Consider the following 17,268-nt stretch of genomic DNA (forward strand, 5'->3'; position numbering starts at 1 on the left):
TGGCGCAGGGTCGCTTGCGCTCGCAAGCGTCGTGCGACAAGATATTTGACGGCCCCGGACGACTCCCCGACAGAGGTCCGCCCGATGGACGATACGACCCCGCACTCAGAGACGACCCGCGCCGCACCGACGCGGCGACGCTTCCTCGCCGGCCTGACCGCCGCCGGCGTCGTCGGTTCGACCCTCTCCGCCGCCGCCGGCGGTCAGCCCTCGGCCGCCGGGGGCGCCGCCAGCGCCGCGTCCCGCAGGTGGCCGATGTACGCCGCCGACGCGGCGAACACCGGATACAGCACCGCGAGCGCGCCGACCGACGGGATCGCGGTCCGCTGGGACCGCGCCATCGACGCGACCGGGGAGCCGACGTTCGACGACGGCACCGCCTACGTCCGGAGCACGGACGGCAGCCTGTACGCGCTCGACCCCGGGTCGGGCGAGACCCGGTGGCGCTACCGGACCGACGCCGGGGACGGCTCGCCGACCGCCGCGGCTGTCTCCGACGGCACCGCGTTCATGGACGACGGCGCCGCGGTGCTGGCGGTCAGGACCGGCTCCCAGCGCCAGTACTGGCGCACCGAGGTCGACGGCGTCGTCTCGGCGCCGGTGACGGTGACCGACTCGCGGGTCCTCGCGGGGACCGACGCGGGGACGCTGTACTCGCTGAGCCGCGACGGCGGCGCCACCAGGTGGTCGTTCGACGCCGGCGACTCGGTCGCGGCCGCGCCGGCCCGAGCCGGCGACCGCGTCTTCGTCGCCGCCGCCGACGGGACGGTCTCCGCCCGCGACGCCACGGGAGGCAACAGCCGCTGGCAGTTCGAGACCGACGCCCCCACGGAGGCGGTCCCGCCGGTCGTCGACGGCGGCCAGGTGTACATCGGCGACAGCGGCGGGACGATGTACGCCATCGACCGGACGGACGGCCGGGTTCACTGGCGGGTCGACCTGGACGGCGCCGTCGTCGGCGGGCCGACCGTCGCCCGCAACACCGTCTTCGTCCCGACCGAGGAGGGGACGCTCCACGCGCTGAACACGACCCGCGGGAGCGAGCGCTGGTCGGTCGACCTGGGCGCGACAGCGAGCCGCAAGCCGGTCGTCACCGACGACGCCGTCTACGTCGCGACCGACGAGGACGCCGTCTACGCCTACACGCGCGCCGACGGGACCGAGAGCTGGCGGGCGGACCTGCCCGTCGACGACCCCTCGATCTCCGTGGTAGACGACCTGGTCGCCGTCGTCGGCGGCCTCTACGTCGCGGTCGAGAGCGGCTCGGAGACCGCCATCGACCGCGGGTCGTTCGACGCGGTGACGACGCGGTGGACCTACGAGACCGACGGGGCGGCGACGGGCTCGCCCGCGCTGACCGGCGACGCGCTGTACACCGCCGACGACGAGGGGATCTGTCACGCCCTCGACCCGGCCGAGGGGACGGAGCTGTGGCGCCACGGGACCGACACCGACCTGACCGGGCCGGTCGCCGACGCCGACGGCGTCTACCTCGGCGGTGCCGACGAGACCGTCCGCGCGCTCGAAGCCGGCGACGGCGCCGAGCGGTGGACGTTCGAGACCGACGACCCTGTCCCGGCCGCCCCCGTTCGCTGGGCGGACCTGGTCGTCGCCATGGACTCGCAGGGGCGACTCTACGGGATCGACCGCGCGGACGGAACCGAGCGATGGGACGGCCGCGTCGATAGCGGCGGGACGAGCCCGGCCGCGGGCCCCGACCGGATCTACGCGAGTTCGCCCAGCGGCGTCGTCTCCGCGTTCGACGCCGCCAGCGGGGAGGAGCTGTGGGGCTTCCGGGCCCGCGAGAGCGCCACCGTCGCCGCTCCCGCGGCCACGACCGACACCGTCTACGTGGGCGACCGCAACGGCCGCCTCTACGCCCTGAACGCCGAGCGCGACGACCGCGTCACCGAGCGGTGGTCGGTCGAGCTGGACGGGGCCGTCAGGGCCGCTCCGGCGGTGGCCGGCGAGACCGTCTACGTCGGGACCGTCGCGGGGACGCTCTACGCCTTCGACCTGGAGGGCGACCGGCGGTGGACCGCCGAGGCCAGCGGGGCGATCCGGTCGACGCCCGGCGTCGCGGGCGACCTCGTGACGGTCGGCAGCGAGGACGAGAGCGTCTACGCCTTCGACGCGGCCGACGGGAGCGAACGGTGGGCCTACGACACCGCCGCGCCGCTGCGGACGACCGCGGCCTTCGGCAACGACACCGTCTACGTCGCCAGCGCGGAGGTCGCGGCGCTGAACCCGCCGAACACCGTCCAGACGCCGACGCCGGCGGCCACGCCGAGCGACACGCCGACGGCGACACCGACCGACACCGCCACGCCGACTGGGACGCCGACTGATACGCCGACCGATACCCCCACGGCGACGCCGACCGATACCCCCACGGCGACGCCGACGGACACTCCCACCGGGACGACGCCGACGGACACTCCCACGGCGACCGGCGGGACGGCCACGCCGACCGGCGGGACCGCCACGCCGACCCGGACGCCGACGACCGCGCCCGGCGGCGCGACCGACCCGACGGCGACGCCGACCGACGCCCCGACGCCACCGGCGACGACCACAGGGAGCGGCGCCGGTGGCGGTGGCGGCGGCGATAGCGCCGGGCCGCTCGACGGGCTCGACATCGAACCCGACTGGCTCCCCTACGCCGGCGCGGGGGCGGTCGCCGCCGTCGCCGCCCTCGGCGCCGCGGTCAAGCGGTTCGGCGGCGGGGGCGGCGGGAGCGGCGGCACCGGCGGCAAGCAGGCCGACGCCCTCGACTGGGGCGGCGGCCTCGACGACGACAACTGACCGACCACTCTTTCTCGCAGTTCGCCTGTCCCGCCAGCCGTGTCCGTCCGATCCGGACCCGACTTTCGTATCGCGCCATCTGATTTATGACCCTCGGTCGCGGTCACCGCGACGCCGCGGCCGACCGCCCGAGGTCGGTCAGGGATCGCCGACGAACGCCGTCAGGACGGCCGATTCCGCCCGCCGCAGGAGTTCGCCCGCCGTACTGGTCGCGCAGTCCAGTTCCGCCGCCACCTCGGCGACCGAGCCCGACCGGTCCACGTCGTAGTAGCCGGCCGCGACGGCCGCCTCGAGGGCCTCCCGCTGGCGGTCGGTCAGCCGCGCGGGCTCGGGCCACCGGCGGAACTCGCGGACGCGCACCACGTCGGTGTCGAAGGCGGCGTTCAGGTCCGCGTAGAACTCGGCGAGCGCCTCGTGTTCGCCGACCGCCTCGAACCGGGCCGTCCCCGAGGCCCGGAACGTGACCGGCGGGACGAACGCGACCCGGGCCTCGGCGACCGCGTCCAGCGCCGCTCCGGGGAGTTCGTACGCCGACTGGCGGACGAACGCGTAGGTCCCGCCGCCGGAGCCTCGGTCCGGCGAGGTGGCCGTCGCCTCACTCGCGCCGCCCTCGGCCGCGACGAGTCGCGTCTCGGTCACGGAGTCGACCGCGCCGAGGACCTCGCGGACGGCCGCCGGCTCGGCGTCGAACCAGATCAGCGCCGTCACCGCGGCGGTCGGCCCCCAGATCAGCAGGTCCGCCCGGCTCGCCGGCCCGTCGGCCATCAGCCGCCGGTGCAACGGGTGGGCCGCCGCCGGCGGGTAGGTCGTCTCGAAGGTGACCTGTCGCATCGGTCGCTCCTCCACACTCGATATAAAAGACCGTACTGATCCGGGACAACTGCCGAGGCGACGGCCCGACTACGGTCGAGTGATGCGCCACTCGCCGCCCGCCCCCGAGCGCGCCGACGGGACCGTCGCCCAGACGCAGACCCCCGACTCGGGGAGCGACACGCGGACGGTCGAGTACGGGACGGCGGGGCGCCGTCTGACCTACGCCGAGTACGGAGCCTCCGCCGGCGAGCCCGTCGTCTTCCTCCACGGGACGCCGGGGTCGCGGCGGCTGGGCGCGCTCGTCGACGACGCGGCACACGAGGCCGAAACTCGCGTGCTCGCACCGGACAGGCCGGGGTTCGGCCGGTCGTCGGACTGGCCCGATCGGGAGCCGACCGACGCGGCCGACTGGTTCGCGCCGCTCCTGTCGGACGCCGGCGTCGAGCGGGCGCGCGTGGTCGCCTTCTCCGGCGGCGCCGCCGACGCGCTCGCGCTCGGCGAGCGGCGGCCGGACCTGGTCGACGGGATCGACCTCGTCTCCGGGGCTGCGCCGCCGTCGGTCGCCGCGGCGACGCCGCGGCTCCAGCGGGTCCTGGGCCGACTGGCCGCCCGGACGCCCCGCCTGCTCGGGGCGGCCCTCCGCGGTCAGGCCCTGCTGGCCGAACGCGGCGGCCGCTCGACCGTCCTCGCGCAGTACACCGACGACCCCGGCGAAATACCGGACGACGCGGGCAGGACCGTGTACGCGGACTTCCTCGAAGGCGTCGGCCACTCGCGCAACGGCGCGGTGACTGAACTGGCCTGGGTCGCCGAGGGGTGGGGCGTCGCACCGGCGGACGTGTCGGTGCCGGTCCGCCTGTGGCACGGCGACGCCGACGCGAACGTCCCGCTCGCCGACGCCGAGCGCCTGCGCGACCGGTTGCCCGACGCCGACCTGACCGTACTCGACGGCGACCACCTGACGACGCTGCTGGCCGCCCGGTCGCGCGCGTTCGATATCGCGCCCGGAGATTGATTGTCCCGGCCGCCGACCGGCCGGTATGGTCGAGGCGAGCCACGAGACGGCCGTCGTCGACGGCCACCGGATCCACTTCCTGGCCGCCGGCGACCCGGCGGACCCGCCGCTGGTGCTGCTGCACGGGGGGATCATCGACGCCGCGAGCGTGAGCTGGGGAGCGGTCGTCGAGCCGCTCGCCCGCGAGTACCGGGTGGTCGCGCCGGACCTCCTGGGCTACGGCCGCAGCGCCAAACCCGACGTGACCTACTCGCTGGACACGCACGTCGACGTGGTCGCGGAGTTCGTGGCGACGGTCGGCCTCGACGGCCCCGCGGTCGCCGGCATCTCGATGGGCGGCGGCGCGGCGCTGGGGCTCGCGCTCCGCGCGCCCGAGCGCGTCGACCGGCTCGTTCTCCTGGACAGTTACGGGCTCGGCCAGGAACTCGCCAACGGCGCGCTCACGCGCCTGCTCGCGAAACAGGGGCTGACGAACAAACTCGCCGTCGCGCTCATGCGGCGGAGCCGCGGGTTCACGAAGGCCAGTCTCGGGAACATCGTCCACGACACCGACGCCCTCTCGGCCGACGCGGTCGACGCCGTCTGGGCGGAGGTCAAGCGCCCCGGCGTCGGGAAGGCCTACCGGAGTTTCCGCACCGCGGAGGTCAGTCCCGACGGCTACCGCACGGACTTCTCCGACCGGCTGGACGGCCTCGACACCCCGACGCTGCTGCTCCACGGCGAACACGACGAGGTGTTCCCACACCGCTGGAGCGAGCGGGCGGCCGCCCGCATCCCCGACAGCGAGTTCCACCTGCTGGACGACTGCGCCCACTGGGCGCCCCGCGAGCGTCCGGACACGGTGGTGGACCTGATCGAGGGGTTCGTCCCGCGGTAACAGCCGTCGGCCCCGTAGACCGACCGGATCGGCCCCGCAGACGGTCCTCGACAGCGATCCGGAGTCGCTTCTCCGGGCGAGTCGACCGTCGATAAATCATATGTCGCGATATGAATTCGGGTCGTGGCGGAACAGCCGCCGGAAGTCGCGAGTCGAGTGTCCGTCCGGTCGGGCGGTAAATTTTCCACGCGCCGCTGACAATTCGGCCCAGATGTCGTTTACCGCCCGGATCAGGGAGGGGGTCGCGTCGTCCTCGCGGCGGACGACACTGCTGGCGGCCGCGTGGGCGTTCGTCCTCTTCGGCACGCTGGCGCCGATGATCGTCGCCGAGGCGGTGCTCGGCGACAGTCCCTTCTGGCTGACCCGGGTCCAGCTACTCGCACTGCTCGGGTTTCTCGCGCTCACGTTCGGAGTCGAGACGCTCCGGCCGCTGCGGTCGCTGGCGCTGGCGTTGCTCGCGGGCTACGGGACGTTCAACGCGTCTGTCGCCTGGCTCGGGCTGGTCGGCGTGACGGAACTGCCGGACGGCGCGTTGTTCACGCTGTCGACGGAGGTAGTGCAGGGCGTGTTCACGGTCGGGTTGCTCGCGGCGCTGGTGGTTGCCGGCGCCGACCGGGCCGATCTGTTTCTGCGGGTCGGCGACCCGTCGGCCGCCGCCGAGCGGGAGTGGGTCCCCGGGTTCCGGCGCGAGCGACCGTGGTGGAGAGCCGCGCTGCTGTGGGGCGGCCTCCCCGGTGGGATACTGGTCGCCGTGAACGCGACCGCGGGCGCCTATTCGGACGTACCCACCCTCGCGTCCGCCCTCCCGGTCGTCGCGCTCGCGGCGGTCCTCAACGCGTTCACGGAGGAGTTCGTCTACCGCGCGGCGCCGCTCGCGGACCTCGTCGACGCCGTCGGGAAACGCCACGCCCTCGTCCTCCTGGGCGCGTTCTTCGGCCTGTCGCACTACTACGGGAGCCCGGGCGGGCTCGTCGGCGTCGGCATGACGGCGTTCTACGGGTGGCTCCTGGCGAAGTCGATCTACGAGACCCGCGGCCTGGCCGTCGCGCTCTCGATCCACGTTGCGGCGGACCTGATCATCTTCCTGACCTACGTCGACTGATGTCGCCGCCGGTCACAGCGAGTCGAGGAAGGCGTCGACGGCGCCGCTCTCGGGGTGGCAGTGGCAGTAGGTGCCGAGCGTCCGGTACTCGGTGAGGCCGTCGCGGCCGTCGGCGATGCCGTCGCCCCGTTCCACGTCGAACGCGAACCGGGCGTCCGCCGCGGGGTCGGCCGAGGAGTAGTGGAACTCGTGGCCGCGGCGGCGCTCGCCCGAAGCGGCGGTGAGCGTGTCCTCGCGGGCGCGCAGTTCCACGTGGTCGAGCGCCTGATACCGGTCGTGCATCGTCACGTCGGCGGGAAGGACGCCGGTCATCTCGTACGTCTCCCCATCGGTCGTCGTCAGCGACTCCGCCAGCGCCATCAGGCCGCCGCACTCGCCGAACGCCGGGAGGCCGTCGGCGGCGCGGTCGGCCAGCGTGTCGAGCGCCGGCCCCGCGGCGAGGTCGGCGGCGTGGTTCTCGGGGTAGCCCCCGGGGAGGTAGACGCCGTCGCACTCCGGCAAGTCATCGCCGTCGGCGGGCGCGAACGGGACGAGTTCACCCCGGGTGCGGATCCGTTCGAGCGTCGCCGGGTAGACGAACCGGAACGCGTCGTCGCGCGCGACGGCGACGCGCGGGCGGCCGTCCTCGCCGCCGGGCCTCGACTCCGCCGGCGCGGCCGCGCCGCCCGACGTGTCGACCGCGAACTCGGATTCGGGTTCGGGCGGCTCCCGGGCCACCTCGCGCAGCCGGTCGACGCGGAGGTGTTCCGCGGCGGCGTCCAGCGCCTCATCGCCGAGCGGCGACTCCTCGCCCATGTGGAGGCCGAGGTGGCGGTCCGGAATCGTCAGGTCGTCGTCGGGCGCGATCCGCCCGAAGTAGTCGAGTTCGTCGGGCAACGCCTCGCGGATCCCTTCGGCGTGGCGGCCGCCGTGGGCGCGCTGGGCGAGCACGCCCGCCACGTCGATGTCGCGGTCGATGCGGGCGGCGTACTCGCGGAATCCCAGCGCCGTGGCCGCGACGCTCTCCATGCCGGCCTTCGCGTCGACGACGAGGACGACCGGCAGGTCGAGCGTCTCGGCGACCATCGCCGTCGAGGAGGCGTCGCCGTCGTACAGGCCCATGACGCCCTCGACGACACACACGTCTCCCTCGCCGCGGCGGTAGTTGCGCCGGAAGCCGTCTTCGCCCTGGAGCCAGCGGTCGAGCGTCCGCGAGGGGCGGCCCGCGACCCGCTCGTGGTGGCTCGGGTCGATGAAGTCGGGGCCGGCCTTGGCGGGCTGCACGTCGAGGCCCTCGCGGTCGAGCGCGCGAATCGCGGCGAGCGTCGCAATCGTCTTCCCGACGCCGGAGCTCGTCCCGCCGAGGACGACCCCCTTCACGCGTTGCTCCCTCCAGTTCGCCTCGAACCGGGACTGTCGGCCCGCACGACCAGCACCGACAGGTCGGAGAACGGCGTGTCGTCGGGGCCGTCCCCGCCCGCGTGGGTCGCCAGTTCGCCGAGCGTGGTCCGGGTCACCGCCTCGTCGTCGTGGGTGAGGTGCTCGTAGACCAGCGCGGTCAGCGACTCGCTCGCGCCGACGTCGAGCAGGTCGGCCGCGATGTCGCCCGGCATCAGGTCGTAGGGCCGCGGGAGGACGAGCAGGTGGCGGTCGCCGGCGTCGGCCCGCAGTCGCTCGCGGTCGGCGGTCAACTCGCCCCGTTTGTGCAGGGTGACGAACGTCGAATCCTCCATCGGGGTGCGGGCGCGGCTCGCCGCCAGCTGGAGCGAGGAGACCCCCGGCACGACGCGGACCGGACGGTCGACGGCCCGCTCGACGCGGCCGAGGAACTGGTAGCCCGAGAAGTTCGGGTCGCCCATCAGCACCGCGGCCCCTGCGACGCCGTCGGCGACCCGGTCGGCGAACGCCGCCAGGGTTTCGTCTTGGTCGTCGTACCCGCAGGCGAAGAGCTCCCCGTCGGTCCGGTCGCGCACGTAGTCGACGACCGTCTCGAAGCCGACCACTGCGTCGGCCTCCCGGAGCGCCCGCTCGCCGCGCGGGGTGAGGTACTCGGGATTACCGGGGCCGATCCCGACGGCGTAGACGGGGGCGGCGGCGTCCGTTCGATCGGCGTCGGCGGGCCGTTCCGGCGCCGCGGCGGCGACGGCTTCGGGCGGGCGGTCGTCGGTGGGCGGGCGGTCGTCGTCGGAAGGTGCGTCGGTCACGATGTCGGATCCCACGGCGGGCGGCCCGTTGACTGTTCCGGACGAGCCGGACGACGCGGTCGGTCGGCCCGGCCGGTCAACCGACTCGCGGAGCGGGACCGTCAGTAGATCCGCCGCGTCACGAAAACGAGGATCCCGAGGGCGAGCAGGCCGATCCCCCAGTAGACGGAGGGGTACGGGAGGTATTCGAGCAGGAGCGTGACGACGCCGGACGTGATGAGCGACCACCCGATGGTCGTTCGGTACGCCATGGGCGGCCGCTCGGCCCTCGCGCCGAAAGTTACCCGGCGGTTTCGAGGGTAGCGCGAGCTTACCGGCCGATCCGGGCTGCCGCGCGGGGGCGGCTACCGCCGACGCGCTCGTCCGCGGACACGATCTCCGGGTCACCCGCTCGCGGCGACGGTCCGTTCCTGTCCGGATTTCCTGCAGAGCCAGGCGCCGAGGAGGCCGCCGAAGAGGCCCGGGATCGCCGCAACACCGAGGACGACGGCACTGAAGACGACGAACAGCAGGCCCGTCGCGGGCGTAAACGACCACGCGTCGGCGAAACTCTCGGCGCTGGTGAGTATCGTGGGGGCGATCCAGACGTAGCCGGCGAGGCCGCCGATCACGCCGGCTCTGAGACTCGCGGCGCTCACGTCGGCCGAGTACCGGCGGGCGAGGAAGCCGGCGATCAGGCCGCCGACGACGACCATGTTGAACGAGAAGTGGTCGTTCGCCCCGGAACGCCAGTAGGCGGCGAGCGTGAGCGGCATCGACAACACGCCGCCGACCAGGGCGTACTGCCAGGTCCGCGGGAGCGAACCGGGGAGGGGACCTGAACCGGGACCAGTTCGGGACATGGGCGTTCGGTTGACAGTATCGTGCGCGCCGTAATAAATCACGTGTCGCCCGACAGTCCGAACGGAGACGGCTCGACGGCGCCTACAACCGCTCGGCGAGCGTCGCGGCGGTCTTGGCGCCCACGCCGTCGACGCGCTCCAGCTCCTCGCGGGAGGCCGAGCGGACGTTCTCGACGCTGCCGAACCGCCGGAGGAGCCGCTTGCGCGTCTCGGGACCGACCCCGTCGATGTCGTCGAGCACCGTCGACACGTCGTCCCGCAGGGTCTGGTGGTACTGGACGGCGAAGCGGTGGGCCTCGTCGCGGGCGCGCTGGAGGAGGTGCAGGTGGCCGGCGTCGTCCGGCCAGTCGTACACGCCCGTCGGCGTCACCACGAGTTCCTCGTCCTTCGCGAGTGCGACCGCGGGCACGTCCCAGCCCGCCGCGTCGAGGGCGTCCCGCGCCGCGCCGAGTTGCCCCTCGCCGCCGTCGATGAGCAGGAGGTCCGGGTCGGGCCGCTCGTCGCGGCCGGAGACCGCCCGGTCCGCGCGCCACCGCACCAGCGACCGCATGTTCGCGTAGTCGTCGTTCTCGTCGTCGAGCTTCTTCCGGCGGTAGTCGGATTTCTCGGGCTCGCCGTCGACGAAGGTCACGTCGCTGCCCACCGCCGACTTGCCCTGTGCGTGGCTCACGTCGAACCCCTCGATGCGCTCGACCCGCGAGTCGAGGCTGAGCGCGTCCGCGAGCGCCCGCCCCTCGTCGTCGCGGCGGTCCCTGCGGCGGGCGTTTTTCAGCGCCAGGTCGACCAGCGTCGCCTCCCGCCCGGCGCCGGGCACCCGCAGTGCGACGCCCTCCCGTTCGAGCCAGCCCTCCAGGTCGGCGTCGTCGGGGTGGTCCGAGCAGAGGACCGCGTCGGGCAGTTCGCGCTCGGCGTAGAACTGCGCGATGAAGGCGGCCAGCACCGCGCCCGCCCGCTCGCCCTCGGGCGCGTCGAGCGTGTGGCGCTCGCGGTCGACCAGCTTGCCGTCCTCGCTGTGGAGCCGCGCGACGGTCGCCCGCTCGCCCTCGACGGCGACGCCGAGCACGTCGACCGCCCGCTCGCGCTCGGAGTCCTCGTGGCTGTCCTCGCTGGCGACGGCGTCGCCCGCCTCGCCGTGGATCGCCTCGACCGCGTCCAGCCGGTCGCGGAGGTTCGCCGCCCGCTCGAAGTGCTGGTCGCCCGCCGCCGCTTCCATCTCCCGGCGGATCGGGTCCGCGAGCGCGCCGGTCTCGCCCTCGAAGAACCGCTCGACCGCCTCCGCGTCGGCCAAATAGCCCTTGCGGTCCACGTCCGTCTCGGGGACGCAGGGCGCCGAGCAGAGGCCGATGTCGTGGTCGAGACAGGGACGGTCGCGGTTTTCGAACTCGTGGTCCGAACACCCCCGCAGCCCGTAGGTCTCGCGGACGGCCTTGACGACCGTCTCCAGCCGTCCCTTGTCGGTAAAGGGGCCGAAGACGGTCGCGCCGGGGTCGGGGTCGCGGGTGATCTCGACCCGGGGGAACTCGTGGGCAGTCAGCTGGACCAGCGGGTAGGACTTGTCGTCTTTCAGCCGGACGTTGTACCGGGGCCGGTGGCGCTTGATGAGGTTCGCTTCGAGCAGCAGGGCCTGGGTCTCCGTGTCGGTGACCGCCACCTCGACGGACTCGGCCTCGGCGACCATCCGCCGGATGCGCTCGCTGCGCGGATCGGCGTACGACCGAACCCGGTCGCGCAGGTCCACCGCCTTCCCGACGTAGAGGACCCGCTCGTAGGAGTCGGTCTCGGCGAGGTCGGTGTCGGCCTCCCCGGAGCCAGCCCCCGTCGAGTCGCCGCCCGCCGGACCGTCGCTGGACGGCGGTCCGCGGTCACCCGCACCGTCGTCACCGCCGCTCGCGCTCCGGCCGCGTGACTCCCGGGCGAGGAACTGGTAGACGCCGGGCTCGGCGGGCAGGTCGCCGGCCCGGTCCCGGACCGCGTCGGGATCCATCTCCAGAGGGTAGCGACTCGGCGGGTTTGAACCCTGCGTCCGCGCGCCGTCGGTCGCCCGTCGCTGTCACTCTCGTCGGTCGCCCGCCGCGGAGTCCCCCGCCAGCGGGTCGTCGCCGGGCGGCGGTCCGCGGTCGTCCGCGCCGGCGTCGCCGCCTCCGAACAGGACGGCTTCCAGATCGGCGACGGCGCCGTCTATCGTGTCGCCGTCGGCCGGCACGCGGATCGGGTCGCCGTCGCCGACCACGGCGACCTCCAGCACGCGGTCGCGGGTCAGCAGGTAGACGGCGAGGACGGAGACGGCGAACAGGACCAGGAGCGCGCCGATCATGCGCGCGAACTCGTCGGTCCTGGCGAGCAGCGAGAGGGCTCGCCGGAGTATGGAGAGCAGCCCCCCCATCCCGAGCCGGCCGGCGCCCGCGCCGGCGAAGGCGTCGGTCGGGACGAACGACCCGAAGTCGACGAAGACGCCGACTGCCAGCAGGACGGCGCCGTAGACGCCGAGGCGGGCGCCGAGCCGGAGGAGGTTGGCCTCGCCCGCGTGGCCGGCGCGCACGTCCGCGACGTTCGGGAGGTCGACCTCGCGGTAGTTCTTCCCGTCGTCCCCCGGGGTGAAGGCCAGCAGCCGGTGGGTGGTGACGACGACGCGGTCGCCGTCGGACAGATCGACCCGCTCGCGAACCGACTCCCCGTCGTACAGCAGGTCCTCGGCCGACCCGGTCCACGCGGACCCACCCGTCCCCCCGAGGCCGCCGAGCAACCCGCGGAGTCGGGACATACCTCCCCGTGTCGCGCGACGGTTCTTGAAACTGTGGCCCGGAGTATCTCGCGTGATATCGGCGGGCTCGCCGACGGCGCCGGACGCGACCGCGCCGAAAGCGCGGGTTTCGAGCCGAAAATCTCTGATTTCGGCCGAACAGGCACGGCATTACTACGTGGGAGACCGCGCGAGCGCGACGTATGTTCGACGCCCTCCGGTCCGAGCGGGCGGCGGCGGCCTGTCGGTGGGCGCTGGTCGGCGCCGTCACCGGCGTCGAGGCGGCGGCGCTGTCGGTGTGGCTGGCGCTGCTCGCCGACGCCAGTCCCGTCTCGCGCGAGGCGGCCGTCGGCGTCGTCGCGCTCGCCGCCGCCCTCCTCGTCGGTCACTTCCTGGTCGACCTGGCGGTCAACGGCCCCGCGGTCGGCTTCCCGCTCGGGCGGACGCTCGCGGTCAGCGTCACCGAGACAGCGCTGTGGACGGGCTGGCTGGCCGCCGTCGCCGCGCTCGGCGGACCCCGCGGCGCGTTCGTCGGCGGCGTCGCCTTCGGCGTCGCGCTCGCCGTCCAGCACACCGCCGAGGTCGACGCCCTGCGCGGCGCGCCGCTGGGCTCGCGGCTGGTCGACGTTCGGGCCGTCGGCTACAGCCTCGTCACCGCCGCCGGGGCGACCGCCTGGCTCGCCCTGGAGACGGGACTCGCGAGCGCCGGCCCGCTCGCCGACCTCGCCGCGGCCGCCGGGCTCGCGCCCGGGACGGTCGGGTTCGCGGCGCTCGTCGCCGCGCTGGTCGTCGAGCACGCCGTCGGCGTCGCGATCGCGCGCCGCGAGTGCGCCGAGCGGACGGCGCCGGCCTGGTTCCGCCGGCGCTCGTGGACCTGACGCCCGCGCGGACGCCGAGCGGGTCGACCGATCCGCTGGGTACAAACCCGCGCGCGCTCCAGTGGGAGGCATGAGCGACGACACGGTCAGGTGCTGGCTGGTCGACCGGGTCTCCCGCGACGAGAACCTCGTCACGCTGGTGTACGCGACCCCCGACGGGGAGCGCCAGCTCACCAAACAGCTGTCCTTCCAGCTGCTGTCGCGCAAGCCCACCACGGCGGCCGTCGACGTCGACCCCGAGAAGCTGGAGCCGACCGCCGACCCCGACGAGCGGGAGCGCTACGCGACCCAGGCCCAGTCGATGGCCGACGAGCACGACCCCGACGACGAGGTCTGAGCGCGGTCGCCGGCGGTCGCGGTCCGACCCGGACCAGGACTGGCGGCTCGCCGGCGGCCCCGGCCCGGTGTGTATGAAAACCTAAATCGGAGGGCGCGAAAGGCCCGCCCATGCCAGCGATCGAACTCGACGGGCTGACCAAGCGGTTCGACGACGTCACCGCCCTGCGGGGGGTCGACATGACCGTCGAGGACGGGGAAGTCTTCGGCTTTCTGGGTCCGAACGGCGCCGGCAAGACGACGACGATCGACATCCTCCTCGATTTCGTCCGGCCGACCGCCGGCTCCGCCGAGGTGCTCGGCCTCGACGCCCGCGAGGAGTCGGAGGCCATCCGGGAGCGACTGGGGGTACTCCCGGAGGGCTACGACCTCTACGACCGGCTGACCGGCCGCCACCACATCGAGTTCGTCGCCGAGGCCAAACGCGCCGACCCCGACCCCGAGGCCATCGCCGAGCGGGTCGGCCTCGACCGCGAGGACCTAGACCGGAAGGTCGAGGGCTACTCCCGCGGGATGGCCCAGCGGCTCGCGCTGGGGATGGCGCTGGTGGGCCAGCCGGACCTGCTGATCCTCGACGAACCGTCCTCGGGGCTGGACCCCAACGGCGCGCGCCTGATGCGCCAGATCGTCCGCGAAGAGAACGAGCGCGGCGCGACCGTCTTCTTCTCCAGTCACATCCTCGGGCAGGTCGAGTCGGTCTGCGACCGCGTCGCCATCCTCCAGGACGGCGCGGTGGTCGCCGTCGACACCGTCGAGGGGCTCCGGGAGGCGACCGACACCGGGACGCGGCTGGTCGTCAGCGTCGACCCCGACGAGGTCGGAGCGGCCGCCGACGCCGCCCGCGAGGTCGACGCCGTCGAGAGCGCGACCGTCGAGGGCGACGACCTCGTCGTGTCCGTCGACAGCGACGCGAAGATGGCGGTCCTGACGGCTATCGAGGACGCCGGCGTCGCGGTCGACGACTTCGAGACCGAGGAGGCGTCGCTGGAGGACCTGTTCGCTGCCTACACCGACGAGGGGCCCGCGCCCGGGGCGACCGCCGGCGAGGAATCGGAGACCGGGGCGGTCGAGGCCGGGACCGCCGACGGCGGCGGTGCCGGGGCCGACGACGGTGCCGGTAGCGACGACGGAGGTGACGAGCGATGAGCACCGATACCGGGGGGAGCGACGCCGCGTCGGGCGACCCGGGCGGGAGCGGCCTCGACGGCGCGCTCCGCGAGGCCTTCGACTGGTACCCCGTCGCGAAGAAGGAGTTCCGCGACGCCATCCGCTCGAAGGGGCTGTGGGTCCTCTCCTTCCTCTTCACCGCTCTGTTCCTGGTCCCCGGGGTGCAGGTGTTGCTGTTCAACGAGAACATCGGCCCGGCCACCCGGGACATCGGGATGCAGTACTTCATCTCCTCGTCGTACCTGAACATCGTCACGCTGCTGGTACCGATCGTCGTCATCTTCGCCGGCTACGCGGCGGTCTCCGACGAACGCACCAGCGGGTCGCTGAAGGTGCTCCTCTCGCTCCCCTTCTCCCGCCGCGACGTGATCGTCGGGAAGGTCGTCGGCCGGAGCGCCGTCGTCGGCGTCCCGCTGCTGGCGGCGCTCGGGCTCACCGGCCTCTTCTTCGCGCTCTCGCAGTTCACCTTCAAGTTCGACGTGTTCGCGTGGTTCGTCCTGTTCACCGTCGCGTTCACCCTGGTCTTCACCGCGTTCGTCGTCTCCATCTCCGGCGCGATGTCGACGAACCTCCGGTCGCTGGCGGGCGCCGGGATCGCCTACTTCTATCTCTCCTTTGGCTGGAACGCGCTCGCGAACTCGCTGGGCGACGTGCTGGCCGACTACGCCGGTATCGAGGGAGCGGTGCGCTGGCAGCTCGTCCTGTTCGTGAAGCTGTTGAGCCCGACCCAGGCGTACAAGACGCTCACCAACTCGATGCTCGGCGAGGGGGCCGGCGCCGCGACGACCGCCCGCTACGGGCTGTTCCAGCAGAGCCCGGAGGCCATGGCGACCATCTGCGGCGACGTGCTCAACGGGAGCCCCTCGGTCCGACAGACGATGTTCGGCAACCGGACCGTCTGCGAGGCGGGCGGCTCCGGAGTCCCCCTGTACTTCTCGGACCCGGCCGTCTTCGCCAGCTTCCTCCTCTGGATCGGGCTGGCCGCCGCGGTCAGCTACTACACGTTCGACCGCGTCGACCTGTAGCCGGTTCGGCGGCTCCCGCCGAACCTGACGGCTCCGACGCGGCCGTATCGCTTAACCGTCGCCGCCGCGAGCGGCCGGTATGCACCTCTCGGCATCGACCTGGCCCGAGGCCGACGCCGTCGAGACGGATCTGGCCCTCCTGCCGGTCGGCAGCACCGAACAGCACGGCCCCCACGCACCGCTCGGGACGGACGCGCTGACCGCCGAGGCCGTCGCCGAGGCCGGCGTCGAAGCGTACGACGGCGAGGTCGTCGTCGCCCCCGCCGTTCCGGTCGGCGTCGCCGAGGAACACCGCGATTTCGCCGGGACGCTGTGGGTGAGCGAGGACACCTTCCGCGACTACGTCCGCGAGACGGTCGGGAGCCTCGCCCACCACGGCTGGGACCGCGTCGTCGTGGTCAACGGCCACGGCGGCAACGTCGCGCCGCTCCGGGAGGTCTGCGGGCGGATCAGCCGCCACGACGACGCCTACGCCGTCCCCTTTACCTGGTTCGACGCCGTCGACCTCGACCGCGACTGGACCGGCGACCCCGACGCGCCGCCCGTCGACCTCGACGCGATCGGGATGGGCCACGGCGGCCCCGTCGAGACTGCGCTCGTGCGCGCGGTGAATCCGGATCTGATCCGCGAGGGGCGTCTCGACGACGCGGCGGCGGGCGCCGCCGACGGCTGGGGCGAGTGGGTGAGCGGGACGAACCTCGCCTACGACTCGGCGGAGTTCTCGGAGAACGGTGCGGTGGGCGACCCCCGCGAGGGGAGCGAGGCGCTCGGCGAGTGGCTACGCGAGCGCGCGGCCGAGCGGCTGGCGACGCTACTGGACGCGGTCGCGGCGCGGGACGTGTCGCGACCGGATCGGGACTGACCGGGCGGTCCTCGCCCGACTCGTCGCTCAGGCCTCCGCCTCCTCGGCGTCCGCGTCGGCGTCGGTCTCCGCTTCGTCGTCGCTCTCCCCGGCCCCGTCGTCGGTTTCCGCGTCGCCGGCCTCCTCGTCGCCGGCCTCGAACTCCTCCAGCGCGCTGCGGAGCTGCGGGACGGTACTGGCGAGGTCGCTGACCCCCTCGTGGGCCTCGGTCACGTCGTCGATCAGCTCCTCGACGGTCTCGATCTCCTCGGCGAGGTCGTCGGCGTCCTCGAAGGCGTCGGCGCGCTCGCCCATCGTGTACCACTTCTTGGCGTCGACGAGGTGGTCCTCGGCGTCCTCCACGTCCAGCGCCGACCGGAGCGCGTTCAGGACGCCCAGCGTGTTGTCCGCCTCGACCTCCCAGACCGCGTCGGCCTCGGGCAGCGCCGCGCGGGCCTCGTCGAGGCTCGCCTCCACGTCCTCGCGCATCTCGCTGGCCGCGTCCTCGAACAGGTCGTCGTCGAAGGTCGCCTGGCTCATGTCTCCCCCTTCGGCCCCGTCCCGTTTAAAAACACGCCTGGAACTGAAAGTGAAACTCGACCGTAGCGGCGTCGATCGGTGCGATACCGACGGACCGTCCGATC

The 17,268-nt window shown here is 73.5% G+C and carries 17 protein-coding genes; 9 read left to right on the plus strand and 8 right to left on the minus strand.

Annotation, left to right across the window (positions count from 1 at the left end):
- Positions 1-84: 84 nt before the first annotated feature.
- Positions 85-2,805: an outer membrane protein assembly factor BamB family protein gene (locus tag ACMGFI_RS05610; RefSeq protein ID WP_436908020.1), complete on the plus strand. Its 2,721-nt coding sequence runs from the start codon at positions 85-87 to the stop codon at positions 2,803-2,805.
- 138 nt (positions 2,806-2,943) lie between these two features.
- Here ACMGFI_RS05610 and ACMGFI_RS05615 read toward each other — a convergent pair whose 3' ends face one another.
- Complete coding sequence (locus ACMGFI_RS05615) at positions 2,944-3,636, minus strand: helix-turn-helix domain-containing protein (protein WP_436908021.1); 693 nt, start codon at positions 3,634-3,636, stop codon at positions 2,944-2,946.
- Between the two features lie 82 nt (positions 3,637-3,718).
- Between ACMGFI_RS05615 and ACMGFI_RS05620 the strand changes: the two genes are divergently transcribed.
- The 3 genes from ACMGFI_RS05620 to ACMGFI_RS05630 all read left to right on the plus strand — a co-directional run bounded on the left by ACMGFI_RS05620 (position 3,719) and on the right by ACMGFI_RS05630 (position 6,612).
- Positions 3,719-4,633 carry an alpha/beta fold hydrolase gene (locus ACMGFI_RS05620; RefSeq protein ID WP_436908022.1) on the plus strand — a complete coding sequence of 305 codons (915 nt, stop codon included), beginning with the start codon at positions 3,719-3,721 and terminating at the stop codon, positions 4,631-4,633.
- Positions 4,634-4,658: 25 nt separating this feature from the next.
- On the plus strand, positions 4,659-5,510 hold the full coding sequence (locus ACMGFI_RS05625; RefSeq protein WP_436908024.1) for an alpha/beta fold hydrolase: 852 nt from the start codon (positions 4,659-4,661) through the stop codon (positions 5,508-5,510).
- Between the two features lie 211 nt (positions 5,511-5,721).
- Entirely contained in the window at positions 5,722-6,612 is an 891-nt protein-coding gene (locus ACMGFI_RS05630; RefSeq protein WP_436908025.1) for a CPBP family intramembrane glutamic endopeptidase, read from the plus strand.
- Between the two features lie 12 nt (positions 6,613-6,624).
- On the opposite strand, the gene ACMGFI_RS05635 is transcribed toward ACMGFI_RS05630, so the two are convergent.
- From ACMGFI_RS05635 to ACMGFI_RS05660, 6 genes are all read right to left on the minus strand, one after another.
- Positions 6,625-7,971, minus strand: a complete 1,347-nt coding sequence (locus ACMGFI_RS05635; RefSeq protein ID WP_436908027.1) for a cobyrinic acid a,c-diamide synthase — start codon at positions 7,969-7,971, stop codon at positions 6,625-6,627.
- Positions 7,968-8,795, minus strand: coding sequence for a cobalt-precorrin-7 (C(5))-methyltransferase (locus ACMGFI_RS05640; RefSeq protein WP_436908028.1), 828 nt, complete (start codon positions 8,793-8,795; stop codon positions 7,968-7,970). The genes ACMGFI_RS05635 and ACMGFI_RS05640 overlap by 4 nt, the downstream gene beginning before the upstream one ends.
- A 101-nt stretch (positions 8,796-8,896) precedes the next feature.
- On the minus strand, positions 8,897-9,046 hold the full coding sequence (locus tag ACMGFI_RS05645; RefSeq protein WP_436908030.1) for a hypothetical protein: 150 nt from the start codon (positions 9,044-9,046) through the stop codon (positions 8,897-8,899).
- Positions 9,047-9,178: 132 nt separating this feature from the next.
- Positions 9,179-9,637 carry a DUF5518 domain-containing protein gene (locus tag ACMGFI_RS05650; protein ID WP_436908032.1) on the minus strand — a complete coding sequence of 153 codons (459 nt, stop codon included), beginning with the start codon at positions 9,635-9,637 and terminating at the stop codon, positions 9,179-9,181.
- A gap of 82 nt (positions 9,638-9,719) precedes the next feature.
- A complete protein-coding gene (locus tag ACMGFI_RS05655; protein ID WP_436908033.1) occupies positions 9,720-11,621 on the minus strand; it encodes an excinuclease ABC subunit C in 1,902 nt (633 codons plus the stop codon).
- A gap of 66 nt (positions 11,622-11,687) precedes the next feature.
- Positions 11,688-12,398: a hypothetical protein gene (locus ACMGFI_RS05660; RefSeq protein ID WP_436908034.1), complete on the minus strand. Its 711-nt coding sequence runs from the start codon at positions 12,396-12,398 to the stop codon at positions 11,688-11,690.
- Between the two features lie 182 nt (positions 12,399-12,580).
- Between ACMGFI_RS05660 and ACMGFI_RS05665 the strand changes: the two genes are divergently transcribed.
- From ACMGFI_RS05665 to ACMGFI_RS05685, 5 genes are all read left to right on the plus strand, one after another.
- Complete coding sequence (locus ACMGFI_RS05665) at positions 12,581-13,255, plus strand: hypothetical protein (protein WP_436908036.1); 675 nt, start codon at positions 12,581-12,583, stop codon at positions 13,253-13,255.
- 70 nt (positions 13,256-13,325) lie between these two features.
- Positions 13,326-13,592 (plus strand): DUF7967 family protein, encoded by a 267-nt coding sequence (locus tag ACMGFI_RS05670; RefSeq protein WP_436908038.1) that lies wholly within the window; start codon positions 13,326-13,328, stop codon positions 13,590-13,592.
- Positions 13,593-13,702: 110 nt separating this feature from the next.
- Positions 13,703-14,737 (plus strand): ABC transporter ATP-binding protein, encoded by a 1,035-nt coding sequence (locus ACMGFI_RS05675; protein ID WP_436908039.1) that lies wholly within the window; start codon positions 13,703-13,705, stop codon positions 14,735-14,737.
- On the plus strand, positions 14,734-15,783 hold the full coding sequence (locus tag ACMGFI_RS05680; protein WP_436908040.1) for an ABC transporter permease subunit: 1,050 nt from the start codon (positions 14,734-14,736) through the stop codon (positions 15,781-15,783). Before ACMGFI_RS05675 ends, ACMGFI_RS05680 begins: the two co-directional genes overlap by 4 nt.
- A gap of 79 nt (positions 15,784-15,862) precedes the next feature.
- Entirely contained in the window at positions 15,863-16,645 is a 783-nt protein-coding gene (locus ACMGFI_RS05685; protein WP_436908041.1) for a creatininase family protein, read from the plus strand.
- A gap of 27 nt (positions 16,646-16,672) precedes the next feature.
- Here ACMGFI_RS05685 and ACMGFI_RS05690 read toward each other — a convergent pair whose 3' ends face one another.
- A complete protein-coding gene (locus ACMGFI_RS05690) occupies positions 16,673-17,164 on the minus strand; it encodes a DUF5790 family protein (RefSeq protein ID WP_436908043.1) in 492 nt (163 codons plus the stop codon).
- Between the last annotated feature and the right edge of the window lie 104 nt (positions 17,165-17,268).

The organism is Halosimplex marinum (assembly GCF_051414075.1).
Lineage (GTDB): Archaea > Halobacteriota > Halobacteria > Halobacteriales > Haloarculaceae > Halosimplex > Halosimplex marinum.